This is a genomic window from Paenibacillus aceris (genome assembly GCF_017874035.1).
Lineage (GTDB): Bacteria > Bacillota > Bacilli > Paenibacillales > NBRC-103111 > Paenibacillus_E > Paenibacillus_E aceris.
The window spans coordinates 34784-58425 of record NZ_JAGGKV010000020.1 but is presented as its reverse complement, the minus strand read 5'-3'; the positions used below and the strand labels follow the sequence as shown (position 1 = coordinate 58425).

Below are 23642 nucleotides of genomic sequence, written 5' to 3'. Positions count from 1 at the left end.
CTGCGGAGATGAAGGAAATATTTTTGGTGAAGCATGCGGTAGGCGGCCGGGCATTTATCGATACAGGCAAGCAGCCTGTTGATTATGCGTGGAAACAGGTCCAAGACCGGTGGGTTTTTACCGTGAGGATTGAGAAGGAGCGTATTTCTGAACTTTTGAAATGGAAAGATGAACTTAACGTATTTGTTTTCCAAGAGTTTGAGAATCAGCCAACAAGGAAAATATGGTTCTATGTCGGCGATGACGCCGTTCAATATTCAGAAGAGCAGGGCGAGCTGACGATTGTCGCGGACTCTCAGATTGCCTACGTTCCGGAGCAATTCAGCTCGCAGTTGAAATAGATAAGGAGCCCCTGCGGAGGAATAAGCGGGGGAGCTCCCATGAATCGGATTGGAGTTACCGTTATGAAAGAAGTTCAGGATCAACTGTTAGAAAAGGCCGTGCCTTTTATCAGAGAATGTTATAGCGAATTAGGCAAAAGCGCGAGCGAAATCGAAGCCCGTATTGCCGAAATTACCCATTCCATCGGGTACAATGGTTCCTACGAGCACACGCTTCAAGAGCTGGAGCACGGGGCAAAAATGGCTTGGCGCAACAGTAATCGCTGTATCGGGCGATTGTTCTGGGAAACGTTGACTGTGCAGGATGCCCGTCAAGTGAAAACGGAAGCTGACATGGCTGAGGCTCTGTTTAGGCACATTGAAACGGCGACGAATGACGGCAAAATCCGCCCTGTCATTACGATTTTCCCTCCTGCACAGAAGGCGTCTCCAGGGCCCTATATCCATAATGCGCAGCTGATTCGTTATGCGGGCTATGAGACAGAGGATGGCATTGTGGGCGATCCGGCTTCCGTACAAATTACGGCACGGTGCAAGTCTCTCGGATGGCAGGGGGCGGGGACACCTTTCGATATCTTGCCGCTGCTGCTCCAGATGGGAAATAATGCGCCTCAATGGTTTGAGATACCTAACGGACTGGTTAAGGAAGTGGACATTACGCATCCGGATATCGCGGCATTCGCGGATTTGCGCCTCAAGTGGTACGCGGTGCCGATCGTTTCGAATATGTACCTTGAAATTGGAGGCATTCATTACCCGGCGGCACCATTCAACGGTTGGTATATGGGGACAGAAATCGGAGCGCGGAATTTCGCCGATGAGGAGCGGTATAACATGCTGCCGCGCGTAGCCTCTGTGCTGGGCTTAGATACGCAGCGCGACGCTTCTTTATGGAAAGATCGCTCCCTCGTTGAGTTGAATGTGGCTGTGCTGCATTCCTTTCAATCGCAAGGTGTTGCGATTGTGGATCATCATACCGCGGCGCGGCAGTTCAAGCGTTTTGAAGAGAAAGAGGAGAAGGCGAAACGTGATGTCACAGGCGACTGGACGTGGCTGATTCCGCCGCTTTCCCCGGCGACGACGCATATTTTTCACCAGCATTACAGCAATGAGGTGAAGCTGCCCAACTTTTTTTATCGAGATGAAGAGTAGGGGAGTAATAGAAAAGAAGGCAGGTGCCTATGGCGACCTGCTTTTTTCTTTTCAGCGAAGGGGGGCCGCCGGCGTAAGGATCTTAAGGGAACTATCTGCTTGAAGTGATCACTGCATGCCAAAGTAACCTAACTGCTCCTAATGACCTCCACCGCAAGTAACCTATCTACTCGAAGTGCCCACTGCACAACAACGTTACCAAGCTGCTAGAAGTTACCTCAGTACGCCAAAGTAACGTTCCACACAATCCCCCCCTCACTCTCCGCTAGTCTTCGTTGCACTTTGTACAACATAAAGGCAGCTTATTCCATGAAACCCAGTGCTTCATTGCACAAAGTGCAATCATTTAAGCTCAAATGGCGGGAAAAGGGCAGTTTTCGGCCCGAACCGTTGTACAAAGTACAACATAGAAAGGGATGAAGCCGAAATGGGGCTATAATGTTGTACAAAGTACAACATAGAAGGCCAACGGTTGAATTACAGCCAACACGGTCAGGCTTACTGCCTAGACGATCTTCATGATTTTGGTTGGTGAAAGGTGCGAGCATCTAAGGTGTCTGCTAAAACACCCCATCTGCCTGAGGTTGACGGCGAGTGCCGATTCGCTTTTAATCCCACGGCAGTGGAACTTGTACGGTCTCGCTAAAGGTAGTAGGTAACCATTGGCTATGCCCGTTTTGTATATACTTTTTTCACACGTCTGTAGTATGATTTGGCAAGAACGATGTGCACAAAACGAATGGAAAAGAGGAACCTCGCGTGTGGCAGAAGCTGGCTCAATGGAATACGCTGCGCAATCAGATGCTGGCCGGCTTCATTTCCGTCATGATCATCGTGCTGATCTGCGCCGGTATTATTACGTTCAACTCGGTATCCACCCTCCTCAACACCAAGGCGGAAACACAGATGAAACAAATCGCCTCCCAAGCGAACGGCAGACTCGAGGCGATCATTACGCAAATTGACACGCTGACCCTGCAGGCTGTTAATGACACTTATCTTCAGCAGTTGTTCCTCTCGAATGTGCTTGGCAATGCGGTAAGCTTCAGCGAGCGTCAGGCTTTAATGAAAATTGCCAATCATATCCAAGCCTATAGCGGTGTGAGCAATGTTGAATTATATACCACCGACTTTGTTCGGTTGTTTCCACTCGATGAGCAGAAGCTGACCGACCGGGTGGAGCGCAATTGGATCGAGCAGGCCGACAAGGAGAAAGGCAAACTGGTTTGGATCGGGGACGATCCGAAGGATCCCGGAACGGTTCTGGCGATACGCCGGATCAATTTAATTGACCGTTGGTTCTCAAACGGTGGGTATTTGCTTGTACGTATCAACCGCAGCTATTTTGATTTCCAGAACCAATTGACGGATACGGGCAGCCATCAAGAATTACTAGTGCTGGCGGATAGCTCGGCAAGGCCGATAATAACAGATGGTGAGGTCACGGAAGATATAAGTGAACTTATGCATACCTCCTCACAGACGGTAACGATCAAACAGAAACGCTACATTCTCGTTAAACAGCCCTCCGAGCAAACGGGGTGGACTTTAATGATTTTATATCCGGTGAGCGATGTTACGGACGGCATTTCCGTTCTGCGCTGGGCGATTATCGTATCCGGGGCGATTGGCTCGGTGCTGTTTATTATCCTTTCTTTCCTGCTCTCCATGATGATTACACGGCCGATTCTAAGGCTTATGCGAGCAATGCGAAATACACGCCAAGGCGTGCTGACTCCGAACCTTACGAAATCGTATACAACAGAGCTGAACGATTTGAATATGACTTACAATCAGATGGTAGACAATATCAACGGACTCATTAAACTGGTGTATGAGAAAGAAATCATTCAAAGCCGAACGGAGCTGCAAGCGCTCCAAGCCCAGATTGATCCGCATTTTTTATACAACACGCTGGAGGCTCTGTACTGGTCTTTACAGGATAAAGATGAGGAAGAACTCGCTGATCTTGTTGTCGCGATGTCAGACTTATTCCGCTATGTCATTGGCAGTCCGAATAAGGACGAGTGGGTGACGATGGGTGAGGAATTGGAGCATATTAAGCGGTATTTGAGCATTATGAGTGTTAGATTTGGTTCGCGTCTGGAATGGAAAATGGATACAGATGACATGTATAATCACGTGCACATTCCCAAACTACTGATCCAGCCGTTAGTGGAAAATGCGATCCTGCACGGTTTGGAAGGGAAAACAGACCCTGGTTTAATTACCATCCGTGTAGAGCCGTCGCCCTTGAAAGCTGAAGAGCTTCGCATAACAGTAAGCGATGACGGGCCGGGGATGAGCGAGCAAACGCTTCAAGCCGTGAAGGATGGGATGGAACGCGGGGGCGCGCCTTCCGGTAAGGGGAAGGGCATGGCCATATCCAATGTGCAGCGCCGTATTCAGTTGTATTACCCGGTCATCCCAGAGGGCAGCAGAGGTTTGTCGATCCACAGCATTCCACGGCAAGGGACAAGCGTCAGCTTTGACATTCCGATTCATAAGGAGGAGAACGATGAGTCCACCCAGCAAAACAATTTTGATCGTTGACGATGAGCCGCTGACGAGAGAAGGCATTCGCAAAACGCTTGAAGCCTGGTCGGTTGGCCGCTATCATATCATAAGCAGCAGCAATGGAACCGAGGCGCTGGAAGTGCTGAATACGCGCCCTGTGCATCTGCTTATCACGGATATTCGAATGCCGGAGATCAGCGGATTGCAGGTGGTGGAGGACTCGCGCAGTTCAGGTCATAAGCCTGTCGTGATCGTCATCTCGGGACATCCTGACTTTCAATATGCTCAAACGGCCATACAGCTGGGCGTCGTTAACTATTTGTTGAAGCCGATTAAAAAAAGCAAGCTCCTTGAAGCCGTTGAGCAGGCGCTGAGGATTGAAGAAGAACGCGGACGCGTGGAAACGATGGAGAAAATGGTTGACTCCCGGCTCATGCAGGCCAAAACGGTCTCCATGAACTATAGCCCCCCGGTTAGGCAAGCCGTGCTCTACGTGGAGGAGCATCTCCAGGAACCTTTGGGCATGAGCGAGGTGGCAGGGCATATTCATCTGAATCCGAGCTATTTCAGCGCGCTTTTCAAAGAACAGACGGGCTTTACTTTCAGTGAATACGTCACACGAAGCAGGATTCAGAAAGCGAAGGAGCTGCTGCTGCAGACAAGGCTGACCATCGCGGACATCTCGGAGCAGGTAGGATACCAGACGTCGAAATATTTCATCAAGCTGTTCAAAGATTACGAAGGGGTCTCCCCGAATCAATATCGCAAGCAGGCGAGCGAGGCCGAAGAGCAGATAGAAACCTAAAAATTGTGGTATATTTCCCGATAGCTGTTACTCCCTGCCACCGTGATGAAAGCGCTACAATAAGATTCGTAGCAAACATAATGCTTGAGGGGGAAACAGCGCATGACAAGAAAAACGCTTACATGGACGATGACGACGATGCTTAGTCTCGGTTTGGTTCTATCCGGGTGCTCCAGTTCTACTGAGAGTGCTAGCTCGCCGCAACCAGCTAAAGAAACAGCGAAAGCAGGCGCAGAGAGCGCGCAACCGGCTAAGAAAGTCACGATCAAAATGATGCACCTCTGGCCCACAGGAAACGCCGCAACGCAAAACAAAATTGTAAACGATATCATTAAAGAATACCAAACAGCAAATCCGAATGTGACAATTGAGCAAGAAGTACTTGAGAATGAGCAATATAAAAATAAAATGAAGGTGTTGTCCACTTCCAACGCGCTACCAGATGTAGGCTTCACATGGGCGGCAGGCTACATGGACCCTTACGTAAAGGGGGATATGTTCGCACCGCTTGACGATCTGCTGCAAGGAGATCTGAAGGACAAATTCGTAAACGGAACGACAAACGCTTATGCCTTTGGCGGCAAAACCTACGGGCTTCCTGTAGAGCTGAACATCGTACCGGTGTACTACAATAAAGCGATTTTTGCGAAATATAATTTGCAGGTGCCGAAAACGTATGACGAGTTCAAAAATGTTGTCAAAACGCTCGCTACAAACGGTGTCGCGCCAATCGCGCTTGGCAATAAGGACCGCTGGACCGGATCCCTGTGGTACATGTACCTGGCGGATCGCATCGGCGGACCGGAAACATTGAAAAAAGCGATCGACCGCTCCGGCTCGTTCAACGATCCAGGCCTCGTACGCGCAGCTTCCGAAGTGGCTCAGCTGGTGGACATGAACGGCTTCAACAAAGGCTTCAACGGGCTTTCCAACGATGAGGGTAAAGCGGAATTCATGAACAGCAAAGCTGCGATGTATATGATGGGGACATGGGAGCTGCCGAACTATACGACGAACAAGGATGTTCCGCAAGCATTCAAAGACCAAATCGGCTTCTTTAAATTCCCGACCGTCGAAGGCGGCAAAGGGAATTTAGATAGCTGGGTCGGCGGACCAGGCGTAGGCTTGTTCGTTGCGAACAACTCGAAGGTCAAAGAAGAATCCAAGAAATTCGTCTCCTTCTTCGTACAAAAGTGGGGCGAGCACGCGATATCCGAAGCGGGTGTCATCCCAGCGACGAAGGTAGATACATCCAAGGTGAAGCTGCCGCAAATGTATATAGACTTATTGAATGAACTGAATAAAGCCAGCAATATCACATTGTTTGCCGACGTACAGATGAAACCAGCCTCAGCTGAAGTTCACTTGAACATGATTCAGGCGCTGTTCGGCAAAGCCGTATCACCGGAAGAATTTGCGAAAAAGCATGAAGAAGCTTTGGCTAAAGAAGCCAAGTAACCAAAACTAAACGAGTGGGAAGGACATATCCCGACACCGCGGTATGTCCTTTTTCTTTATCGGTAAGAAAGGGAAGTGTCAGTTATGGATAAAGTGATGTCGAATAGATCCATGATCGCTTTGTACGTCATTCCCTCGTTGCTTCTGGTTGTGGCCCTTATCTACATGCCAATCGTCATGACGGGCTATTACGGATTAATGAAATGGGACGGCGTCGGTAAAATGAGCTTTATCGGCTTGCAAAATTACACGGAACTGCTTCGTGATGAGTTGTTCTGGAACAGTGCCAAGCATTCCTTTCTGCTTGCGATCTTTTCGGCGCTGAGCCTGCTTGTTTATCTGCTCGTAGCGTTAGTACTTTCTGCGAACCTTCGCGGAGCGAATTTTTTCCGCAAAGTGTATCTAATTCCAATGCTGCTGTCCTCAGTAGCCATTGCACAACTATGGTTGAAAATTTTCCACCCGACGAACGGGATGCTGAATCATATCCTGATGTCGTTGGGGGTCCAGCATACACCTGAATGGCTCTCGAATCCATCCATTGTTCTCTACGCAATCTTTATTCCGATTCTGTGGCAGTACGCGGGATTCTATATTTTGATCTACTATGCCGCCTTGAAAAACGTTCCAACATCACTGATTGAATCAGCGCGCATTGATGGAGCGAGCCCTTGGCGAATTGCGCTTTCCATTCGAGTTCCTTTGATCGCCGAGGTCATGAAAGTTACTGTTGTTCTTGCAGTTGTAGGGTCGCTGAAATATTTCGACCTGATCTATGTTATGACCGGCGGAGGGCCGAATGGCGCTAGTGAAGTTATGGCTTCGTATATGTACCGCAAAGCTTTCAAAGGCTACGATTTCGGCTATGCCAGCGCTATTGGCTTCTTCCTGCTTGTGATTTGTCTCGTCGTGACGTGGCTGATCCGTAAAGCGACGGCTTCCAAAGACAATATCCAATATTCGTAACGAAAGGGGCTTCGATTAGGATGAATATCGAAACGATAGAACGTCAAGCGCAGCCTCAGGTTATGCCGAGCAGACTGCCGGAGCGGATTGGGTATGGCGTGCTGTATGCCATTTTGACCATTGTCGCTGTGATTCAGGTAGTTCCTTTGTTGTGGCTGCTGCTGTTTTCTTTAAAAAATAACGAAGAAATTTTTAGCTTGGCGCCAATGGCGTTTCCGGAGCGGCTCCGTTGGGAAAATTACGAGAAAGTATGGACGCAGGGCCATATCAACAACTACTTTTTCAACAGTGTTTGGATGACAGTGGTTTCTGTGATAGTTACGGTATTGCTGGCAAGCTTAGTAACCTTCGCCTTGACGCGGATGAAATGGAAGCTGCAATCTTTTGTGCTCGGACTGTTCATGGTGGGGCTGATGATCCCCGTTCACTCGACGCTCATTCCTTTGTTCAGCTTTTTTACAAAAACGCATCTGACCAACCATCCCTTGTCGATCATCCTTTCGTACATCTCCTTCAATCTGCCGATTACGATTATGATCATGCTCGGCTTCTATTACACGCTTCCGCGTGAAGTGGAAGAAGCGGCCGTCATGGACGGGTGCTCGGTGAATCGAATGTTCTTCAGCATCACGCTGCCGATGACCGCCTCAGTGCTCTCAACGGCTGTTATCATCAACATGATCTACAACTGGAATGAGTTCATTTTCGTCAATACCTTCATCAGTTCGGAGAAATATAAAACGCTGACAGTCGGGGTGCAAAATTTCATCGGCCAATACACGACTGACTGGGGAGCTATCGGTGCTACCCTGATGATCAGCATTTTACCGATTCTGCTGGCGTTCATGCTGCTTAGTAACCGTATCGTGGAAGGGATTGCGGCGGGCTCCGTTAAAGGGTAATACAAACCTAGCAACGCAACGTTCACTTTTTTGAACTCTCGTTTATTCGGGAGTTTATTTTTTTGTGAAAATGTGGCTTCAACTAGATACGGACAGAAATGACACTCTATGTTACAATAGGAAAATGCAAATTGACCTGTGGATGAATCAGCTAGATTCATAAGGTTCTGTAACTAGACATTGAAATGAGGATTCAACGATGAAAAAAGGGCTCTGGTACGCCATTTTGGCCTATACCGCATGGGGCTTTCTGCCTGTTTATTGGAAGTCTTTTGAAACGCTGCTTGCCGGAGAAATTTTGGCTCACCGCGTTATTTGGTCATTTGTTTTTATGGCTATTCTCTTATTGGCCGGGCGTGGCAAATTACAGGAGCTGCGGAGGATGTTTACGAATCGGAAAACGCTGCTCGTGATCGCCACCAGCTCTATCCTGATCTCCTCCAACTGGCTGATCTTCATTTGGGCTGTCAATAACGGCCATGTTATGGAGACGAGCCTCGGCTATTATATTACGCCGCTGTTTAATGTTATGCTTGCGGTTTTATTCTTGAGTGAAAAACCGAGCCTCGGCCAGTGGCTGGCCATTGCCTTGGCAGGTGCCGGCGTTCTCGTGGCCACGATCGACTACGGCAGGTTCCCGTGGGTATCCTTATCGTTGGCGGCTTCCTTTGGCGTCTACAGCCTCGTGAAGAAGAAGGTTTCCTACGAAGCTACCATTGGATTGGCCGGGGAAACGGCAACCGTCTTTCCCATAGCTATCGCTTATATCGTCTACTTGCACCTGACTCATCACGAAGCGGCGTGGTCGCTGCCGCCTTTATCGTTCGTGCTGCTTCTATTGTCAGGCGCAGCAACCGCATTGCCCTTGCTTTGGTTCGCCAAAGCGGCGTCGCGGCTACCTTTATCGATGCTTGGCTTCATCCAGTACATCGGGCCAACTATCACGCTGTTTTTAAGCGTATTCGTGTTTAAAGAGAAATTCTCGCCGGTGCTGTTCGTCAGCTTCATCTTGATCTGGGCTGCGCTGATCGTTTACGCTTTAGCGTCCATGCGGCTAGCTAGGACGACTGCGGCTGCAGCAGCAGCTGCTGCCAAGGCGGGGTAAAAAGCCCGTAACCGCAGGTTTGGCGGCGGGTAGAGGGTAGTCCTCGCAATTGTCACCAGGAGCATTTGTCCGTTTTAATACGGGCGATGCTCCTTTTTTTATGCGTGAACGGCTTCGGAGGACGGCGTAAGAATCGGCGTTCTTGGTGGGAGAAGGAGCTTTGTTGCTGTTTGTGTAGATGATGTTTTCGCGCTGTCATATATACTGGAATTTAATTTTACAACAATATTTTAATCCTGAAATAAAATTTCTTGATTAGGAATTTGGAATCCGTTACGATAGGAGAGAATCATCTTGTAATTTTAAACAAATATTCGTATGATGATAGTAATTTTAGCTCAGACAATATAAGGCGAGTAGGGAAGAGCGATGTCAATTAACGATAATATTTTGATCAAAATTCGGGATATGAAAGAAAGTCTTACACCCGTAGAGAAACTGGTTGCAGAGTATATCTTAGAGAATTTAGAAGAGATTCCCCATTTATCGATTAAGAGTCTTGCTCAGCTGACGAAAACCAGTGACGCATCGGTATTGCGGTTCTGCAAAACGATGGGGTACAAAGGTTACCGCAATTTCATCGTCAGCATCTCTGCTTCAATTGGCTCTATGGATGACGAGCAGAAGGATCAGTATACCGACATTCAGCCTGGCGATGATTTATCGATTATTATCTCGAATATTTCCCGCAATAATAGTAAATCAATTGAAGATACTTTGAGCGTGATTGATAAAAATGAAATCGCCCGTGCCGTTAAGGTGCTGCGCGAGAGCAACCGCATTGTTTTCTTCGGGATCGGCGCTTCCGGTCTGGTCGGCATCGATGCGGAGCAGAAATTTTCACGGATTAACAAGATGTGCCATACGTACACGGATGGGCACAGCCAACTTACGGCCGCGACACTTCTTGATAAATCGGATGTGGCCATCTTTATTTCAAATTCCGGCAGCACGATGGAAATACTGGATTCGCTGGAAATTGTCAAAAAGAACGGTGCCTGTGTCATTGCCATTACCAAATACAATAAGAGTGAGTTAGCTGAAAAAGCGGATATCGTGCTAAGTATATCTACGCCTGAGGTTACCATTCGCAGCGGCGCGATGGGATCGCGCATTGCGATGCTGACCGTGATTGATATTCTGTTTGCTGGAGTAGCAAGCGCAGAGTATAAGAAGGTCAAGAAATATTTGTCTAAAACACATGATATTATTGCCAGCAGCAAGCATCGCAGATGAATAGAGAGGACAACGGCTAGGCATGATAAAGCCGTTGTCTTTTTTTGTCGTAATTTAAAATAAAAATTCAAAAGTTTTTTGTAAAATAAAATAAAATTTCAAAAACTATTGACCGTTATGAAATTTTTCGCTAGTATGAATTTAGAAACTTAAAGAAACAAACAGGATAGGAGGATGACTTATGGATGAGTATCTATCGGGGTTGACTACGGAAGAGATTAATGAGAAAACACTGATGATCGACGAATGTACAACAGAACAAATGCTGCGTTTGATGAATGAACAAGATGCTACTGTTCCAGCGGCAGTTGGAGCGGAAATACCACAAATTATGAAAGCGGTTGACATCTTGCATCATGTATTGAAAAATGGCGGTAGAATGTTCTACGTAGGGGCCGGATCTTCTGGCAGACTCGGTGTGCTCGACGCTTCTGAATGTCCTCCTACTTTTGGTGTAGATGCCACGCTGGTGCAAGGTCATATCGCTGGAGGCGATGTGGCTCTAAGATTTGCAGTTGAAGGTTTTGAGGATAACGCAGAGGAGGGGGTCGCACTCATTGAGCGGTGCGGAGTGACGAACAAGGACGCGGTTATTGGCATTACAGCCAGCGGCAGCGCACAATTCGTTATTGCCGCTTTGAAAAAGGCGCAAGAAATCGGTGCTGCGACAATCGGCGTTGTGAATAACAAAGGCTCGAAGTTAGCACCTGTTAGTGATGTATGTATCGCCCCTGTCGTTGGGCCGGAAGTGATTATGGGATCCACCCGATTAAAAGCGGGGACAGCACAGAAGCTGGTTCTTAATATGCTTACGACTTGTACGATGGTCAAACTTGGGAAGACTTATAATAACCTAATGGTTGACATGAAGGCCAGCAACATCAAATTGTATGATCGTTCCATACGTATCATTAAGGCGGCAACGGAAGTTGACGATGCCACTGCAATTTCGCATTTGGAAGCTGCTTCCATGAATTGCAAATTAGCCATTATGATGATCAAAACAGGCATGAATGCCGCGGACGCTGAACAAGCGTTGCAGCAAAGTGAAGGCAGTTTGAAAAGAGCCATACGTACCTTTCTTCAAGTTGTGTAAATAACTGAAATTATTAGGAGGTCTGTTTTTGATGAAAAGAAAAATGCCCGTATTAGCATCCGTAGTAGCTTTAACTATGGCTTTAACAGCTTGTGGTGGCGGTAATTCCGGTACGAAAGAAACAACTTCACCAGCAGCTTCTGCTCCTGCAGCTACAGCTGGCGCTTCAACGGCGAAAGACACCATTACAGCTTTGCTGCCGCCGGTTTCACCGAACTACCAAAAGACTTTCGAACAAATGTCGAAAGACTTTAATGCCTTATATCCGAATCTGACGCTGAAAATCGAACCGGCTAGCTGGGAAGATATGAAGCAGAAATTGGATACACAAGTGAATGCGGGCAGCCCGCCGGATATTGCGTTCGGAGGCTCTGACGGCATCCCTAAATATGTTCAGCAAGGTCTGCTCATGGACATCACGGATGCAGCAACTCCTGAAATGATTAATGATTACGATAAAGCTCCGCTTGAATACATGAAAAACGGTAAAGGTCTTTACGGCTTCCCGGCTTATATGGAAGTACACGCACTGGGCGGAAATAAAGAATTCTTGGAAAAAGCAGGAATCGATTGGAAGAAAGTACAAACAAACGGCTGGACTTACGATGAATTCCGTCAAGCGATCAAAAAAGGCGTCGTAACTGAAAACGGCAAAACGCGCTACGGCTTCGTATTTGCAGTGAAAGGCGTTGCTGCGGTAGATTATTTGGGAATCATGGCCAAAAATGCCGGCATGCCGAACGCGTTTAATAAAGATTTGAAATATGCGTACACTAGCAAAAACTACCTAGGTCTTCTCAAAGACCTTCGTCAGCTGATTGATGACGGCTCCATGCCGAAAGAGCTTAGCTCTGTCGACGCTGGTAAACGTTGGAACATGTTCTTGACGGGTCAAACGATGATCACAGGTAAAGGTCTTGCGGTATTTGAAAATTCCGCTAAAACAAACAATGCGAAGCTGAAAGCAGCTGACGCAAGTGCTGTAAAAGACTCTATCCCAGTTGATTATGTAGTATTGCCGGCTCCAACGTTCCAAGGTGCAAAAATGTCTTCCGCTGCTGTCGTTGACGGTTACATGACGTTCCGTGGTAAAAAAGAGCCTACTGCTGAGCACAAAGCAAATGTTGTAAAAGCAGCTTACTTCCTAGCTAGCGGTAAAAATGCGGCAACAACAAACAATGATCTGTTCTCCGCTCATATCACGCAAAGCGCTAAAAAAGCGGCTGAAAGCATGAAAGTTGAGAGAAGCCCAGAGAACGTTGCAGCAGTTGATTTCATGCTTAAAAATGCAACGCCAGCTCGTTCCGATATCCCGACTGAACTAGGTGCTAAAGCGATCAAACTGGAAACAGAAGTTATCGTACCTAAGTTCCAAGGTCTAATTGCTGGCGAAATTACGCCTGAAGCCATGTATGAAGCTGTGAAAACGGCTGCGATCGCTGCATTCGGCGCAGACGGAATTGTAAAAGATTAATCATAGGTTATAAGCATCGGATAGTCGTGGAGCAGGTTACACGGCTATCCGAACTATTTTAAACCGGGTTTTCTGAAACGGGTTTGGGGGTTTGACAGTATGGCAACGAATATCGCTAAACCGATGAAAAGAAGAGGAATCAAAGGAGAAGGTGTTTGGGGATATGCATTTATTGCCGTCGCTTTGGTTGTTTTTGCGATGTTCACCGCATACCCAGTTGTAAGTGCGTTTATCATCAGTCTCCAGGAATACAAGCCTCTTGGTTCCACTTATGTTGGATTCGCCAATTACGCTTCTTCATTAAAAGATCCTTTGTTCTGGCAAGCAATGCGCAACACGGTTGTCTATACGATTTTGACCGTGCCTGTTAATTTGATCTTATCCATGGTGATCGCGATCTTGATTCTTCCGCTGAGGAAGAAAACGCAAGGATTCTTCAAAGGTATTTATTACTTGCCAGTCGTAGCTTCAGGTGTTGCTTTATCCGTCGTTTGGCTTTGGATCTTCGATCCACTTGAGGGCGGGATTCTCAATCAACTGATTCATTTCTTCGGAATCAGCAATCAGAACTGGTTGGGTTCAAGTAAAACAGCTATGTTCTCTTTGGTTCTGATGTCTTGGCTGTCTAGTCACGGCACAAGCATTATCATCTACCTGGCAGGACTGCTCGGTATTGATGATACGTTCTACGAAGCGGCGGAAATGGATGGAGCGAACTTCTTCCAAAAGCTGTGGTACATCGTTGTTCCTTCTTTAAAACCAGCTACGTTATTCCTTCTGGTAACGGGTGTTATCGGTTCTTTCCAAGTGTTCCAGAATGCTTACCTGATGACCGGCGGTGGCCCGAACAATGCGACTACGATGGTTGGCCTACTGATTTTCAATAATGCATTTACTTATTTCGAATTCGGTAAAGCCGCGGCACAATCGCTGATTCTAGCTGTTATTATCGCAGGGATTTCGGTTATTCAGTTCAAATTTGCAGGAAAAGATGTCGACTATTAAGAGAGGGGATGGATAAATAATGGCTTTATACAGCAGTCATGCAGGCAAACCTAGAGTAAAAACCATTCGCAATTCAATCATTTTTATCGCCCTTCTACTTTTTGCTTTGGCGACGATATTTCCAATCTATTTCATGGTCATTTCATCCTTCGCAGATCCGGTTGAGGCAGGAGCGGTGAACTACTCCATTTTACCAAGCAAGTTCACATTCGCTTCCTTTAAATATTTCTTTGATTATAGCGAGTATTCGTATCGGTGGATTTTGAATTCCCTGATCGTAGCTACTACCGTGATGGTATCCAATGTTATTTTCGCCAGTATGGCAGGATATGCATTCTCTAAACTTCGTTTTAAAGGGAGAGGCGTGCTGTTTGCCGTACTGCTTGTCTCTATGATGATCCCTTACCAAGTTACGCAAGTTCCTTTGTATATTCTGGTTGTTAATGTGTTCAATTTGCAAAACACGTACAGCGCCTTAATTATGCCGGGTATCGTTACTGTCTATAATATTTTTCTGGCTAAACAGTTTATGAGCAGCATCCCGAACGAGATTATGGAAAGCGCCAAAATCGAAGGGTGCAGCCAGTTCACGATCTATTGGAGAATCATTCTGCCTTTGTCTAAAACCGTACTTGCGGTTATGGCAATTCTAACGTTCATGGACAGCTGGAACACGTTCTTCTGGCCGCTTTTGGTCACCAATACGATGGATATGCAGACGATCCAAGTTGGACTCAAAAACTTCCGCTTCGCCAATACGACGTTTATCGCGCCGATGATGGCGGGTGCTACGATCTCTGCACTGCCGATGTTTATTCTTTTCTTCAGCTTACAGAAGTACTTCTTAGAAGGTGTAACGGTTGGAGCGGTAAAAGGCTAATACAAGCCGAGCGTGGGGGAGGTATCACTTCAGCATGATTGTGTCTTGGAATGAACAATATCGTCAGTCTGTTATTGCGTTATGGAATGAGGAAGCCGTGAAAGATGGCTACAAGGAGCTTACCGAACAAGCTTTTGAGCGTATTTTTACGGCAAACCCTTATTTTGATGAGCAAAATGCTTTTGTTTTATTGGCACAAAATGAGGTTAAAGGATTTGCCTGCGGTTGCACAGGGGACGATCTGCCGCTTGGGGAAGTGGCTGGGTACATCACTTGTATCGTGTTAGCTGATGAATTCCAAACGGATGAGAACTATCAAGGTATGCTGGAAGCTTTGGAGCGCCGCTTTCAGCAATTGGGAAAAAAGCAAGGCGATGTTTTATTTTTTAATCCGATGTTATTGCCGTGGTATATTCCCGGGACTCCGAAGCATGAGCATAACAATGCGCCAGGTGTACCGATTGAAAGTAAATTATATGCGTTTTTACGGCAAGCCGGGTATGTGGAACGTGCCAAAGAGTGCGCTATGTATTTGAAGCTGGACGGTTTCAACGTACCGGAGGATGTAAGAGCCAAGGAACGTAAGGCCGCAGCCGAAGGCTACACAGTGGAATTGTTCGATAAAGAAAAGCATAACGGCGTTAAGGAAATGCTTAATGGCTTTAATAATCTTTTGTGGCAAAGGGAAATCGGGCAGTGCACGGCAGATGGTGTGCCGGTGGTCATTGCTGCATATAAAGGAAACGTCATCGGATTTGCAGGTCCGGTGATTCGTCAGGACAACGGCCGCGGCTACTTTGCGGGGATTGGCGTGCTTCCTGAGCATGAGGGACATGGTCTGGGCAGCCTGCTATTCTTTAAGCTGTGCGAAGCTTTTCGTTCGATTGGGACCGAATATATGTCGCTCTATACAGGGAGTACAAATCCGGCCATTCGTATTTACGAGAAAGCGGGCTTTACAACCGTCAAACAATTTTCTGTCATGAGAAGGGAGTTTGTGTAAATGAGCGAGCAAAAGTTAACGATTCTGGCCATCGGCGGTCATGTTGGTGATGCCGAATTAACAGCTGGAGGCGTATTGGCAAGCCACTTTTTGAAGGGGGATCGCATTGCGACCCTAGCGCTGACAGCAGGCGAACGCGGCGTTCCGGCAGGACAAGATATGGCCAAATATCGCGTACAGAAAGTAAAAGAGGCGAATACATTTGCCGAGATGCTTGGCGGAGAAGCGTTCGTCTTTGACGATATTCCCGACGGCGAGCTGCAGGATAACCAAGAGATGCGCTTCCGTGTATGCGATGTCATTCGTCAGGTTCGACCTAACGTGATCATTACGCATTGGAAGAACAGCATGCACAAGGATCATATGACCACGCACCGCATCGTGAACGATGCCCGCTTTTTTGCCGCATTGCCTACTTTTGAGCGGGAGCTTCCGGCACATTTTGCCCAGAGACTGTATTATGCCGAGAACTGGGAGGACGCGGTCGAGTATCGTCCCTATGTGTATGTCGACTTCGACGAAGAAGCTTTTGATCTATGGGTGAAGGCGGTCTCTACACACTGGTTCGTAACAGGCAGCAAGTCGTTCAAGTATTTGGAATACTACAAGCATTTGATGAGAGTCCGCGGCCTTGAAGCCAGAAAAGAATATGCACAAACGTTCATGATTCCGGAAGAAAATATGCGTGTGCTCAAAACTGAATTATAGACATTAACCGACCTCTGCACGCAGCCGCTTATCTAAACATAAGGCTCGGGTAGAGGTCTTTTTCAATCAAACAGGAACGAGGGGAAAGCTATGATTCTTAACGGTATCGATTGTATCGGGCAGTACGCCCACCTATTCAAAGGGAAACGACTGGGGCTGATTACGGCGCCAACGGGATTGAACAAGGATTTTGTATCTACCATTCAAATTTTGCATGAGAATTACAATCTTACGGCATTGTTCTCTCCGGAACATGGGGTGCGGGGAGATCAAGCGGCAGGCGCACTGGTAGAAACGTATCTGGACCCGATTACGCAAGTGCCGGTGCATAGCTTATACCGGAAAGATTCCAAGCGTCTGAGCCAGGACATGCTGGATGAGGTTGATATGGTTGTCTATGACATTCAGGATGTGGGTACCCGCTATTATACATTCATTTATACAATGCTCTATGCTTTGGAAGACTGTGCGAAAGCAGGCAAGCCTTTTGTAATTCTTGACCGGATCAACCCGCTGGGCGGAGTGAAGGTGGAAGGGAATATACTAAAGCCGGAATATCAATCTTTTGTAGGCAATTATCCGCTTGCTGTGCGCTACGGCCTGACGGTCGGGGAGCTTGCGATGATGGCAAACGACCAGATGAAGTGGAACTGCGAGCTGCATGTGGTTCGTTGTGAGGGTTGGGAACGGAACATGCTTTTCCCGGAAACCGGACACGAATGGATTATGCCTTCTCTAGGACTGCCAAGGTTTAATTCGGCCATGCTGTACCCTGGAACGTGTATTTTTGAAGGCACGAACTTGTCGGAAGGACGAGGGACGACCATTCCTTTTGAAGCGATCGGGGCACCGTTCATCGATGGGCAGAAATTGACGGATGAAATGAATGCGAAGAAACTCCCTGGTGTTGTTTTCCGGCCGGTTTATTTTAAACCTAGCTTTTCCAAGCATCAAGGAGAGTCTTGCAGCGGTGTTCAGATTCATGTGCTGGATACTCAGGCCGTTCAACCGCTGGAGACCGGGATCACCCTCCTGTACACCATAAAAAACAATTATGAACAGTTTGCTTTCCTGCCGCCTTTCCGGGAAGGTTCGCGGCCTTTCATGGATTTATTGTGCGGGGACAATGTATATCGTCAAGATAACGTAGATGTTCCGGCGCTGCTTCAGCAATTCCGAGAAGAGAGCCGTACCTTTGCACAGATGAAAGAGCAGTATCATTTGTACAAATAGAAAAAAGAAAGAAAAGAGATGTGACCCTATGAAAAGATACGTAGCGGGGCTGGATGGCGGAGGTACCAAAACGGCAGTGACAGTAGCGGATGAGCATGGTCTCGTGGTTCACGCCTTTACATCCGGCGCTATTAACTATAATGGACAAGACGCGGATAGTATCCGGCACAGTTTTCAGGATATTTTTGAAGAGATCGCAGGCGTCTGCGGGGGACTGGAGAACTGCGGACAAATCGTCATCGGCGCAGCAGGGGTAAGCAATCCTACCGTATCCGCGCGCTTAGAGGCGAACGTCAGGGAGTGCGGCTATCAAGGGAAGCTGTTCATTACCGGCGACCAGGAGACGGCCCTTTGCGGTGCGCATGACAGCGAATACGGCATTATTTTGATTGCGGGTACAGGGTCAATTTGTTATGGCAAAAATGAGGACGGAGTGACTCACCGTGCCGGCGGTTACGGCCATCTTATCGATGATGAGGGCAGTGGCTACAGTATCGGCCGCGACCTGCTGTCAGCTCTGGTTCGGGCGCAGGACGGAAGGATTGAGGGGACCGTTATTGCAGGTATGGTTTATGAGCAGCTTCAACTCTCTACGGTTCAACAGATCATCGGATTTGTATATAACAAAGAGACGAACAAAAAGGACATCGCAGCCTTGGCGCCTATTCTGTCTGAAGCTTGTACGCAAGGTGACGAAACGGCGCTGGCTATTGCAGCCAAAAGTGCTGAATCGCTGTTCGAGATTGCCGTTCCCGTCGTGGAAAAGCTGTCTCTGCAGCAAGGAAGCCTTGCCATGGCCGGAAGCGTGCTGCTCAACAATAGCTATGTGCGGAGCGCATTCGTTAAGAGATTGGGCGAAAGATATCCCGATTTGACGTGTATTACCGCCAAAAAGGATGCAGCAAGCGGGGCGGTTCTCATGGCGCTGAATCGATTGGATTAGGTGGAAGAGAACGTAATGGACTAGGGATAGAGCAAGAGTAATGCAAGAACAGAGCAAGGATAGAGCAAGAGATAAAGAGTTAATGTTTCGCATAGAGGTTTTTTCTAATGAGGGAGTGGGATAGAGAATGAAACAGATTCAGGACATGACGCTTAAGGAGAAGATTGGACAGATGCTTCTTTGCGGGTTTGAAGGCATCGAAGCTACGGATAAGTTGAAGGCGCTTATCGCTGAGCATCATATAGGCGGCGTTATTTATTTTGCGCGTAACGTGGAGCAAACCGAGCAGGTGGCTGAGCTTTCCAAGCAGCTGCAGCAGATCGCAGAGGATTCAGGGACATTACCGCTTTGGGTTTCCATTGACCAAGAGGGAGGGATGGTTGCCCGGATTACGGAAGGCGTCGCGTTGATGCCTGGGCAGATGGCTTTAGCGGCTGGAGCGATTCTAAGTGATGAAAGAGGAAGCGACGCGGCTTATGAAGCAGCGTTGATTTCCGGCAAAGAGCTAAGAGCGCTTGGGATCAACCTGAACTTTGCTCCTGTGCTCGATGTCAACAACAATCCGGACAATCCGGTTATCGGCGTGCGCTCCTTTGGCGAGTCGGCAGAGCTTGTCGCTGAATTCGGACGACGTTCGGTGCAGGGCTTCCAGGATGCTAACGTCGTTGCGACGGCCAAACATTTCCCGGGACATGGCGATACGAGCGTTGACTCACATCTGGATTTGCCGACGATTGTTCACGATCAAGAGCGGATTCGCGCTTTGGAGCTGGTGCCTTTCGTCAAAGCGATCGAAAACGGTGTTGATGCGATTATGTCTTCGCATATTTATTTCCCGGCGTTTGAGGCGGAAAAGCTGCCTGCGACACTATCTAAATCCGTATTAAGCGGACTGCTGCGCGAGGAGCTGGGCTACGAAGGTGTCATCATGACCGATTGCATGGAGATGAATGCTATCGCAGAGCATTACGGCACCGTCGCTGCAAGCGTCATGGCGATCGAAGCCGGGGCTGATCTTGTGCTCATCAGCCACAGGCTTGACCGCCAGATCGGCGCCATCGCCGCGATCGAGCAAGCCGTGCATGAGGGCCGCATAAGCGAAGCACGCATCGACGCGTCAGTGCAAAGGCTGCTCGCGCTCAAGGAGCGCCGCGGGTTGCTTGTGCCGCAGACGGGCTCGGAGGCTGAAGTGGGGACCGCGGAGCATTGCGCGGTCGCCCAGCGTCTCAGCGAAGCCAGCATCACGCTCGTCAAGGACGAGCAGGGATTGCTGCCGCTGAAGCGCGTGAAGACGCTCGCGGTCACCGTGGCCGCAGCGGTTTCTTCCGGCGTCGACGAAGCATACGCCGGACCGGCAAGCTTGGGCGCAGCGCTTGCGGAGCGTGGCCTCGACGTGCTCGACCGCGTGCTGCCGCTGGCGGAAGTCGGCGGGCTGACAGGATCGGTGCTGGCAGCGGCTGAAGAAGCGGAGCAGATCGTCATCGGGACATACAATGCCCGATTCCATACTGCACAGGTCGAGCTCGTGCGCGCCCTGCAGGCTCTAGGCAAGCCGCTCGTCGTTGTCGCGCTGCGCGTGCCATACGATTTGCTGGAGCTGCCGGAGGTTTCCACTTTCATTGCCGCTTACGAAAGCCGTCCGCTGGCGCTGCAAAGCACAGCCAAATGCTTGCTGGGCGAGCTGGAGATGAAGGGCCGGTTGCCGGTTACCTTAGGTTCCGGTTACCCGGCAGGCTGGAGATGGGAGGGCGGACTGTGATGCTCCGTTCACTTCTGAACCAGAACCCGCTGACCGTAGCGGGTATCATGTCCGGTACTTCCTTGGACGGCATCGACGTCGCCATCGTTCGCATCGATGGCTGCGGCGTCGATGCCAAAGTCCGACTGCTGCACTTCGAAAGCTTCTCCTACGAGGAGGAAGTGCGCGAAAAGCTGAAACAACTGTGCTCCATCGATCACTCGAATGTCGCCCTTTTGTGCGGCATGAACTTTGCCATCGCCGAGCGGTTCGCAGACGCTGTTCTGCAAACGGCCGCTGCGGCAGGGATGGGTATGGCGGATATTGATCTCATCTCCACCCATGGGCAGACCGTGTGGCACATTCCGGTGGCGGATGAGACGGATCCTTACCTGCCGAAGTCGACGCTGCAGATCGGCGATTTGTCCGTGATTGCTAAACGGACGGGCATACCGGTTGTTGGCGACTTCCGCACCGCCGATATGGCGGTCGGCGGCCAAGGCGCTCCTCTTGCGCCTTATGGGGACTTCATTATGTTCCGCGATGCGGCCAAAGGGCGCATCCTGCAAAACATCGGCGGCATAGGCAACTGTACGGCGATTCCAGCTCAAGGAACGGAGGAAATCTCGAACCCAGCCAAAGAATCGGCAAGCGTCACAGCAACAACCCATGTCGATGCTAGCAATCTCATTGCTTTCGATACAGGTCCGGGGAATATGATCATGGACCAAGTGGTTTACGAGCTCTCCGAGGGCAAACTTACCTATGATGCTGATGGCGCATGGGCGGCGCGCGGGCAAGTACACATAGAGCTGCTAGAAGAGATGCTGGCGCATCCGTATTTCGCACAGCTTCCTCCCAAGACAACGGGACGCGAATTGTTCGGTAAAGCCTATACCGCGGCATGGCTCAAAACCGCTTTGGACCGCGGACTTGCGCATGAAGATATCGTCGCTACGGCGACGGCATTCACAGCGTATTCCATTGCTCGCGCTTATCAGGATTTCGTCTTCCCGCACTGTGCCATAGCGGAAGTCATCGTGAGCGGCGGTGGCGCGCGCAATCATACCCTGCTCAGCATGCTGCAGGAGCTGCTTCCTCAGCAAGCCATCCTTACCTCTGACGAGCTCGGCATTTCCGGCGACGCCAAAGAAGCCATACTGTTTGCCCTGCTGGGCAACGATTGGATTCACGGCGTGCCTAACAATTTGCCTTCAGCGACTGGAGCGGAGCGCCCAACTATTATGGGGAAGTTGGCTTTGCCTTAGGCATGTGGCTATAACATAGAGATGAATTAAACAACAGGAGATTTAGATTGATATCTTGATACTAAGTGAAGATCTGCCAAAACTACTATGAAAATGCTCTGTTTTCATAATGGCTTTGGCAGTTATACGTTGTTAGCTTGCCTACAGATATAAGGTGTTAAACCCGAGGGGAAGATGGTAAGTTAGATTCTTATTTATTTTATTGGTGTGTAGGTCTTTGTGAATCCCTCAAGATATAATTGAATTTCGTTCTCTTTATTCTTTAAAACGGATACCTCATCTAACCCAAGATACAATAAAGAACTTGGGTTATTGGTTATTAGACCTAAAAACTGTAATATCCCGAGAGGCTCTGTCAGGTTTAATAATTCACTAAGTTTACCGATTTCCTTACCTAATTCAACTGGTGTAATCTTTATACCGATTTGATGAAATAGACGATCGTATTGGTATTCCTCAAGGAAACTGCTATCCTCTTCGATTTTTTCTCCATTTGCAACTAATCTTGAAATATGTTTAATTCTATCTTCATATTTTTCAAACTCAACGGCTCCAGCTAAATCCCTATAGTAAAAAAGTTGATGATACTCAGTTCCAAAGCATCTTTCAATTGATTTCCACTCCATATATTCGTTTGATTGCAAGACTAATTCTTGTACTTCCTCTGGACTTAGTCCCCTTCTGAATGCATCAATTGCAAGCTTCTCAATTCTTTGATGAACGTCCCAATCAGCTTCAAACTTTTCTTCCTTCAATTTCACCATCTCCTACTCATTATATATCAAATTATATCTTATTTGGAAAAAAATACATTTCATATATTTAAAATTTATTGAAGTTAAGTTATAATTTGGAAATCTACTGGCCGGTAGCCATTTTATGATAAAGAGAGGAACTTCAATAATTCAAGTGCTGAAGCGGTTACTGTTCTTGCAAGAACTGGAGTGTATCTAACGGAATCACAGTTAGCTTCGAGGTTGGTCCAAGTAGGCTTGATTGCCGCGATTTCTGATGGACCGTTGCCTGTAGGAGATTTCATTCTGTTGTGCGCAGGGACAGCAGCGTTGGGGATTTATGCTTATAATTATGTCAATAACCAGACAGCCATTGCTCAGAATATGGGACAGTATCACGGAACACAAATTCAAAATGCTGTAAACGGATCTATTGCAATAACATCTAGTGTACTATGGAATTTTCAACAAGGCATAAACCATTATAGTGCATCGCGTTGTTGTGAAACGGTTGGTGGTGGAATATCAGTTGGTAGTCCTATTACTTTAGTAGTAGCACAAAGCAGAGCTTGGATAGCTCTAGATACCTTCAATAGAAATAGCACATATGCTTGGCAAGTAGCAAATGCATTGCCGGGAACCCCTTATGCACACGCAAAACACGACTACACAAACAATTATTATACACCTGGAAATTATCCACATTGGCATTCACCTACAAATGGAGGGCATCATTTTTATCGGTAGTATATTTATACAAAGGCGTGATTATAATCGCGCCTAATAATACTGGTAGAGAACAGGATGCTGGTCTCGTAAGGATCAGACCATTCCTTGAGTCAATGAATTATACAATTAAGTGGAACGAATTTGATAAGACAGTAGTGGTTACAAAAAATAATAGAAATATTCTGTTGGACTATAGTAATAATTTCATTATGGTAGACTCATTGTATGAAATACAAACTCCAATATAGGGGCCTATATATTACAGTTTAAATTTGATAAACTTAGTAATAAAGGTATACATTAAAATTATTAATCTTTGAACTTTGATATAGTATAAAAACATCTTGAG

The 23642-nt window shown here is 47.8% G+C and carries 22 protein-coding genes; 21 read left to right on the top strand and 1 reads right to left on the bottom strand.

Going from position 1 to position 23642, the window contains the following annotated elements:
- Positions 1–8: 8 nt before the first annotated feature.
- The 19 genes from J2Z65_RS27025 (at position 9) to J2Z65_RS26935 (ending at position 21830) form a co-directional block, all read left to right on the top strand.
- Positions 9–341: a hypothetical protein gene (locus tag J2Z65_RS27025; protein ID WP_167065893.1), complete on the top strand. Its 333-nt coding sequence runs from the start codon at positions 9–11 to the stop codon at positions 339–341.
- A gap of 39 nt (positions 342–380) precedes the next feature.
- Positions 381–1493, top strand: a complete 1113-nt coding sequence (locus J2Z65_RS27020) for a nitric oxide synthase oxygenase (protein WP_420850872.1) — start codon at positions 381–383, stop codon at positions 1491–1493.
- A 759-nt stretch (positions 1494–2252) separates the two neighbouring features.
- The gene (locus J2Z65_RS27015; protein WP_338111787.1) at positions 2253–4046 is read left to right on the top strand and encodes a sensor histidine kinase; all 1794 of its coding nucleotides are present in this window, start codon (positions 2253–2255) and stop codon (positions 4044–4046) included.
- Positions 4012–4815 (top strand): response regulator, encoded by an 804-nt coding sequence (locus J2Z65_RS27010; RefSeq protein WP_167065890.1) that lies wholly within the window; start codon positions 4012–4014, stop codon positions 4813–4815. The genes J2Z65_RS27015 and J2Z65_RS27010 overlap by 35 nt, the downstream gene beginning before the upstream one ends.
- 102 nt (positions 4816–4917) lie before the next feature.
- Entirely contained in the window at positions 4918–6273 is a 1356-nt protein-coding gene (locus J2Z65_RS27005) for an extracellular solute-binding protein (protein ID WP_167065887.1), read from the top strand.
- Between the two features lie 84 nt (positions 6274–6357).
- Positions 6358–7239 (top strand): carbohydrate ABC transporter permease, encoded by an 882-nt coding sequence (locus J2Z65_RS27000; protein ID WP_167065885.1) that lies wholly within the window; start codon positions 6358–6360, stop codon positions 7237–7239.
- Between the two features lie 62 nt (positions 7240–7301).
- The gene (locus J2Z65_RS26995) at positions 7302–8141 is read left to right on the top strand and encodes a carbohydrate ABC transporter permease (RefSeq protein WP_240159984.1); all 840 of its coding nucleotides are present in this window, start codon (positions 7302–7304) and stop codon (positions 8139–8141) included.
- A gap of 199 nt (positions 8142–8340) precedes the next feature.
- A complete protein-coding gene (rarD, locus tag J2Z65_RS26990; RefSeq protein WP_167065881.1) occupies positions 8341–9246 on the top strand; it encodes an EamA family transporter RarD in 906 nt (301 codons plus the stop codon).
- A 369-nt stretch (positions 9247–9615) separates the two neighbouring features.
- Positions 9616–10482, top strand: a complete 867-nt coding sequence (locus tag J2Z65_RS26985) for a MurR/RpiR family transcriptional regulator (RefSeq protein ID WP_167065879.1) — start codon at positions 9616–9618, stop codon at positions 10480–10482.
- A 181-nt stretch (positions 10483–10663) separates the two neighbouring features.
- Positions 10664–11578 carry an N-acetylmuramic acid 6-phosphate etherase gene (gene murQ / locus J2Z65_RS26980; protein WP_167065877.1) on the top strand — a complete coding sequence of 305 codons (915 nt, stop codon included), beginning with the start codon at positions 10664–10666 and terminating at the stop codon, positions 11576–11578.
- A gap of 31 nt (positions 11579–11609) precedes the next feature.
- Positions 11610–13052, top strand: coding sequence for an ABC transporter substrate-binding protein (locus J2Z65_RS26975; protein ID WP_167066066.1), 1443 nt, complete (start codon positions 11610–11612; stop codon positions 13050–13052).
- Between the two features lie 99 nt (positions 13053–13151).
- Entirely contained in the window at positions 13152–14057 is a 906-nt protein-coding gene (locus J2Z65_RS26970; protein ID WP_167065875.1) for a carbohydrate ABC transporter permease, read from the top strand.
- Between the two features lie 19 nt (positions 14058–14076).
- A complete protein-coding gene (locus J2Z65_RS26965; protein ID WP_167065873.1) occupies positions 14077–14937 on the top strand; it encodes a carbohydrate ABC transporter permease in 861 nt (286 codons plus the stop codon).
- Positions 14938–14971: 34 nt separating this feature from the next.
- On the top strand, positions 14972–15940 hold the full coding sequence (locus tag J2Z65_RS26960) for a GNAT family N-acetyltransferase (protein WP_167065871.1): 969 nt from the start codon (positions 14972–14974) through the stop codon (positions 15938–15940).
- A complete protein-coding gene (locus J2Z65_RS26955) occupies positions 15941–16648 on the top strand; it encodes a PIG-L deacetylase family protein (protein WP_167065868.1) in 708 nt (235 codons plus the stop codon). It abuts the gene before it with no gap.
- 90 nt (positions 16649–16738) lie between these two features.
- Positions 16739–17881, top strand: coding sequence for an exo-beta-N-acetylmuramidase NamZ family protein (locus J2Z65_RS26950; protein WP_167065865.1), 1143 nt, complete (start codon positions 16739–16741; stop codon positions 17879–17881).
- 28 nt (positions 17882–17909) lie between these two features.
- Positions 17910–18824 carry an N-acetylglucosamine kinase gene (locus J2Z65_RS26945; protein ID WP_167065862.1) on the top strand — a complete coding sequence of 305 codons (915 nt, stop codon included), beginning with the start codon at positions 17910–17912 and terminating at the stop codon, positions 18822–18824.
- Between the two features lie 127 nt (positions 18825–18951).
- Positions 18952–20583, top strand: a complete 1632-nt coding sequence (gene nagZ / locus J2Z65_RS26940) for a beta-N-acetylhexosaminidase (protein WP_167065859.1) — start codon at positions 18952–18954, stop codon at positions 20581–20583.
- Positions 20583–21830, top strand: a complete 1248-nt coding sequence (locus J2Z65_RS26935) for an anhydro-N-acetylmuramic acid kinase (protein ID WP_167065856.1) — start codon at positions 20583–20585, stop codon at positions 21828–21830. The genes nagZ and J2Z65_RS26935 overlap by 1 nt, the downstream gene beginning before the upstream one ends.
- 194 nt (positions 21831–22024) lie before the next feature.
- On the opposite strand, the gene J2Z65_RS26930 is transcribed toward J2Z65_RS26935, so the two are convergent.
- On the bottom strand, positions 22025–22585 hold the full coding sequence (locus tag J2Z65_RS26930; RefSeq protein ID WP_167065853.1) for a hypothetical protein: 561 nt from the start codon (positions 22583–22585) through the stop codon (positions 22025–22027).
- Between the two features lie 237 nt (positions 22586–22822).
- On the opposite strand from J2Z65_RS26930, the gene J2Z65_RS26925 reads away from it, so the two are divergent.
- Both J2Z65_RS26925 and J2Z65_RS36195 read left to right on the top strand, forming a co-directional pair.
- Complete coding sequence (locus J2Z65_RS26925; RefSeq protein WP_167065850.1) at positions 22823–23311, top strand: hypothetical protein; 489 nt, start codon at positions 22823–22825, stop codon at positions 23309–23311.
- A gap of 17 nt (positions 23312–23328) precedes the next feature.
- Entirely contained in the window at positions 23329–23541 is a 213-nt protein-coding gene (locus J2Z65_RS36195; RefSeq protein ID WP_420850871.1) for a stalk domain-containing protein, read from the top strand.
- The last annotated feature ends 101 nt before the right edge of the window (positions 23542–23642 follow it).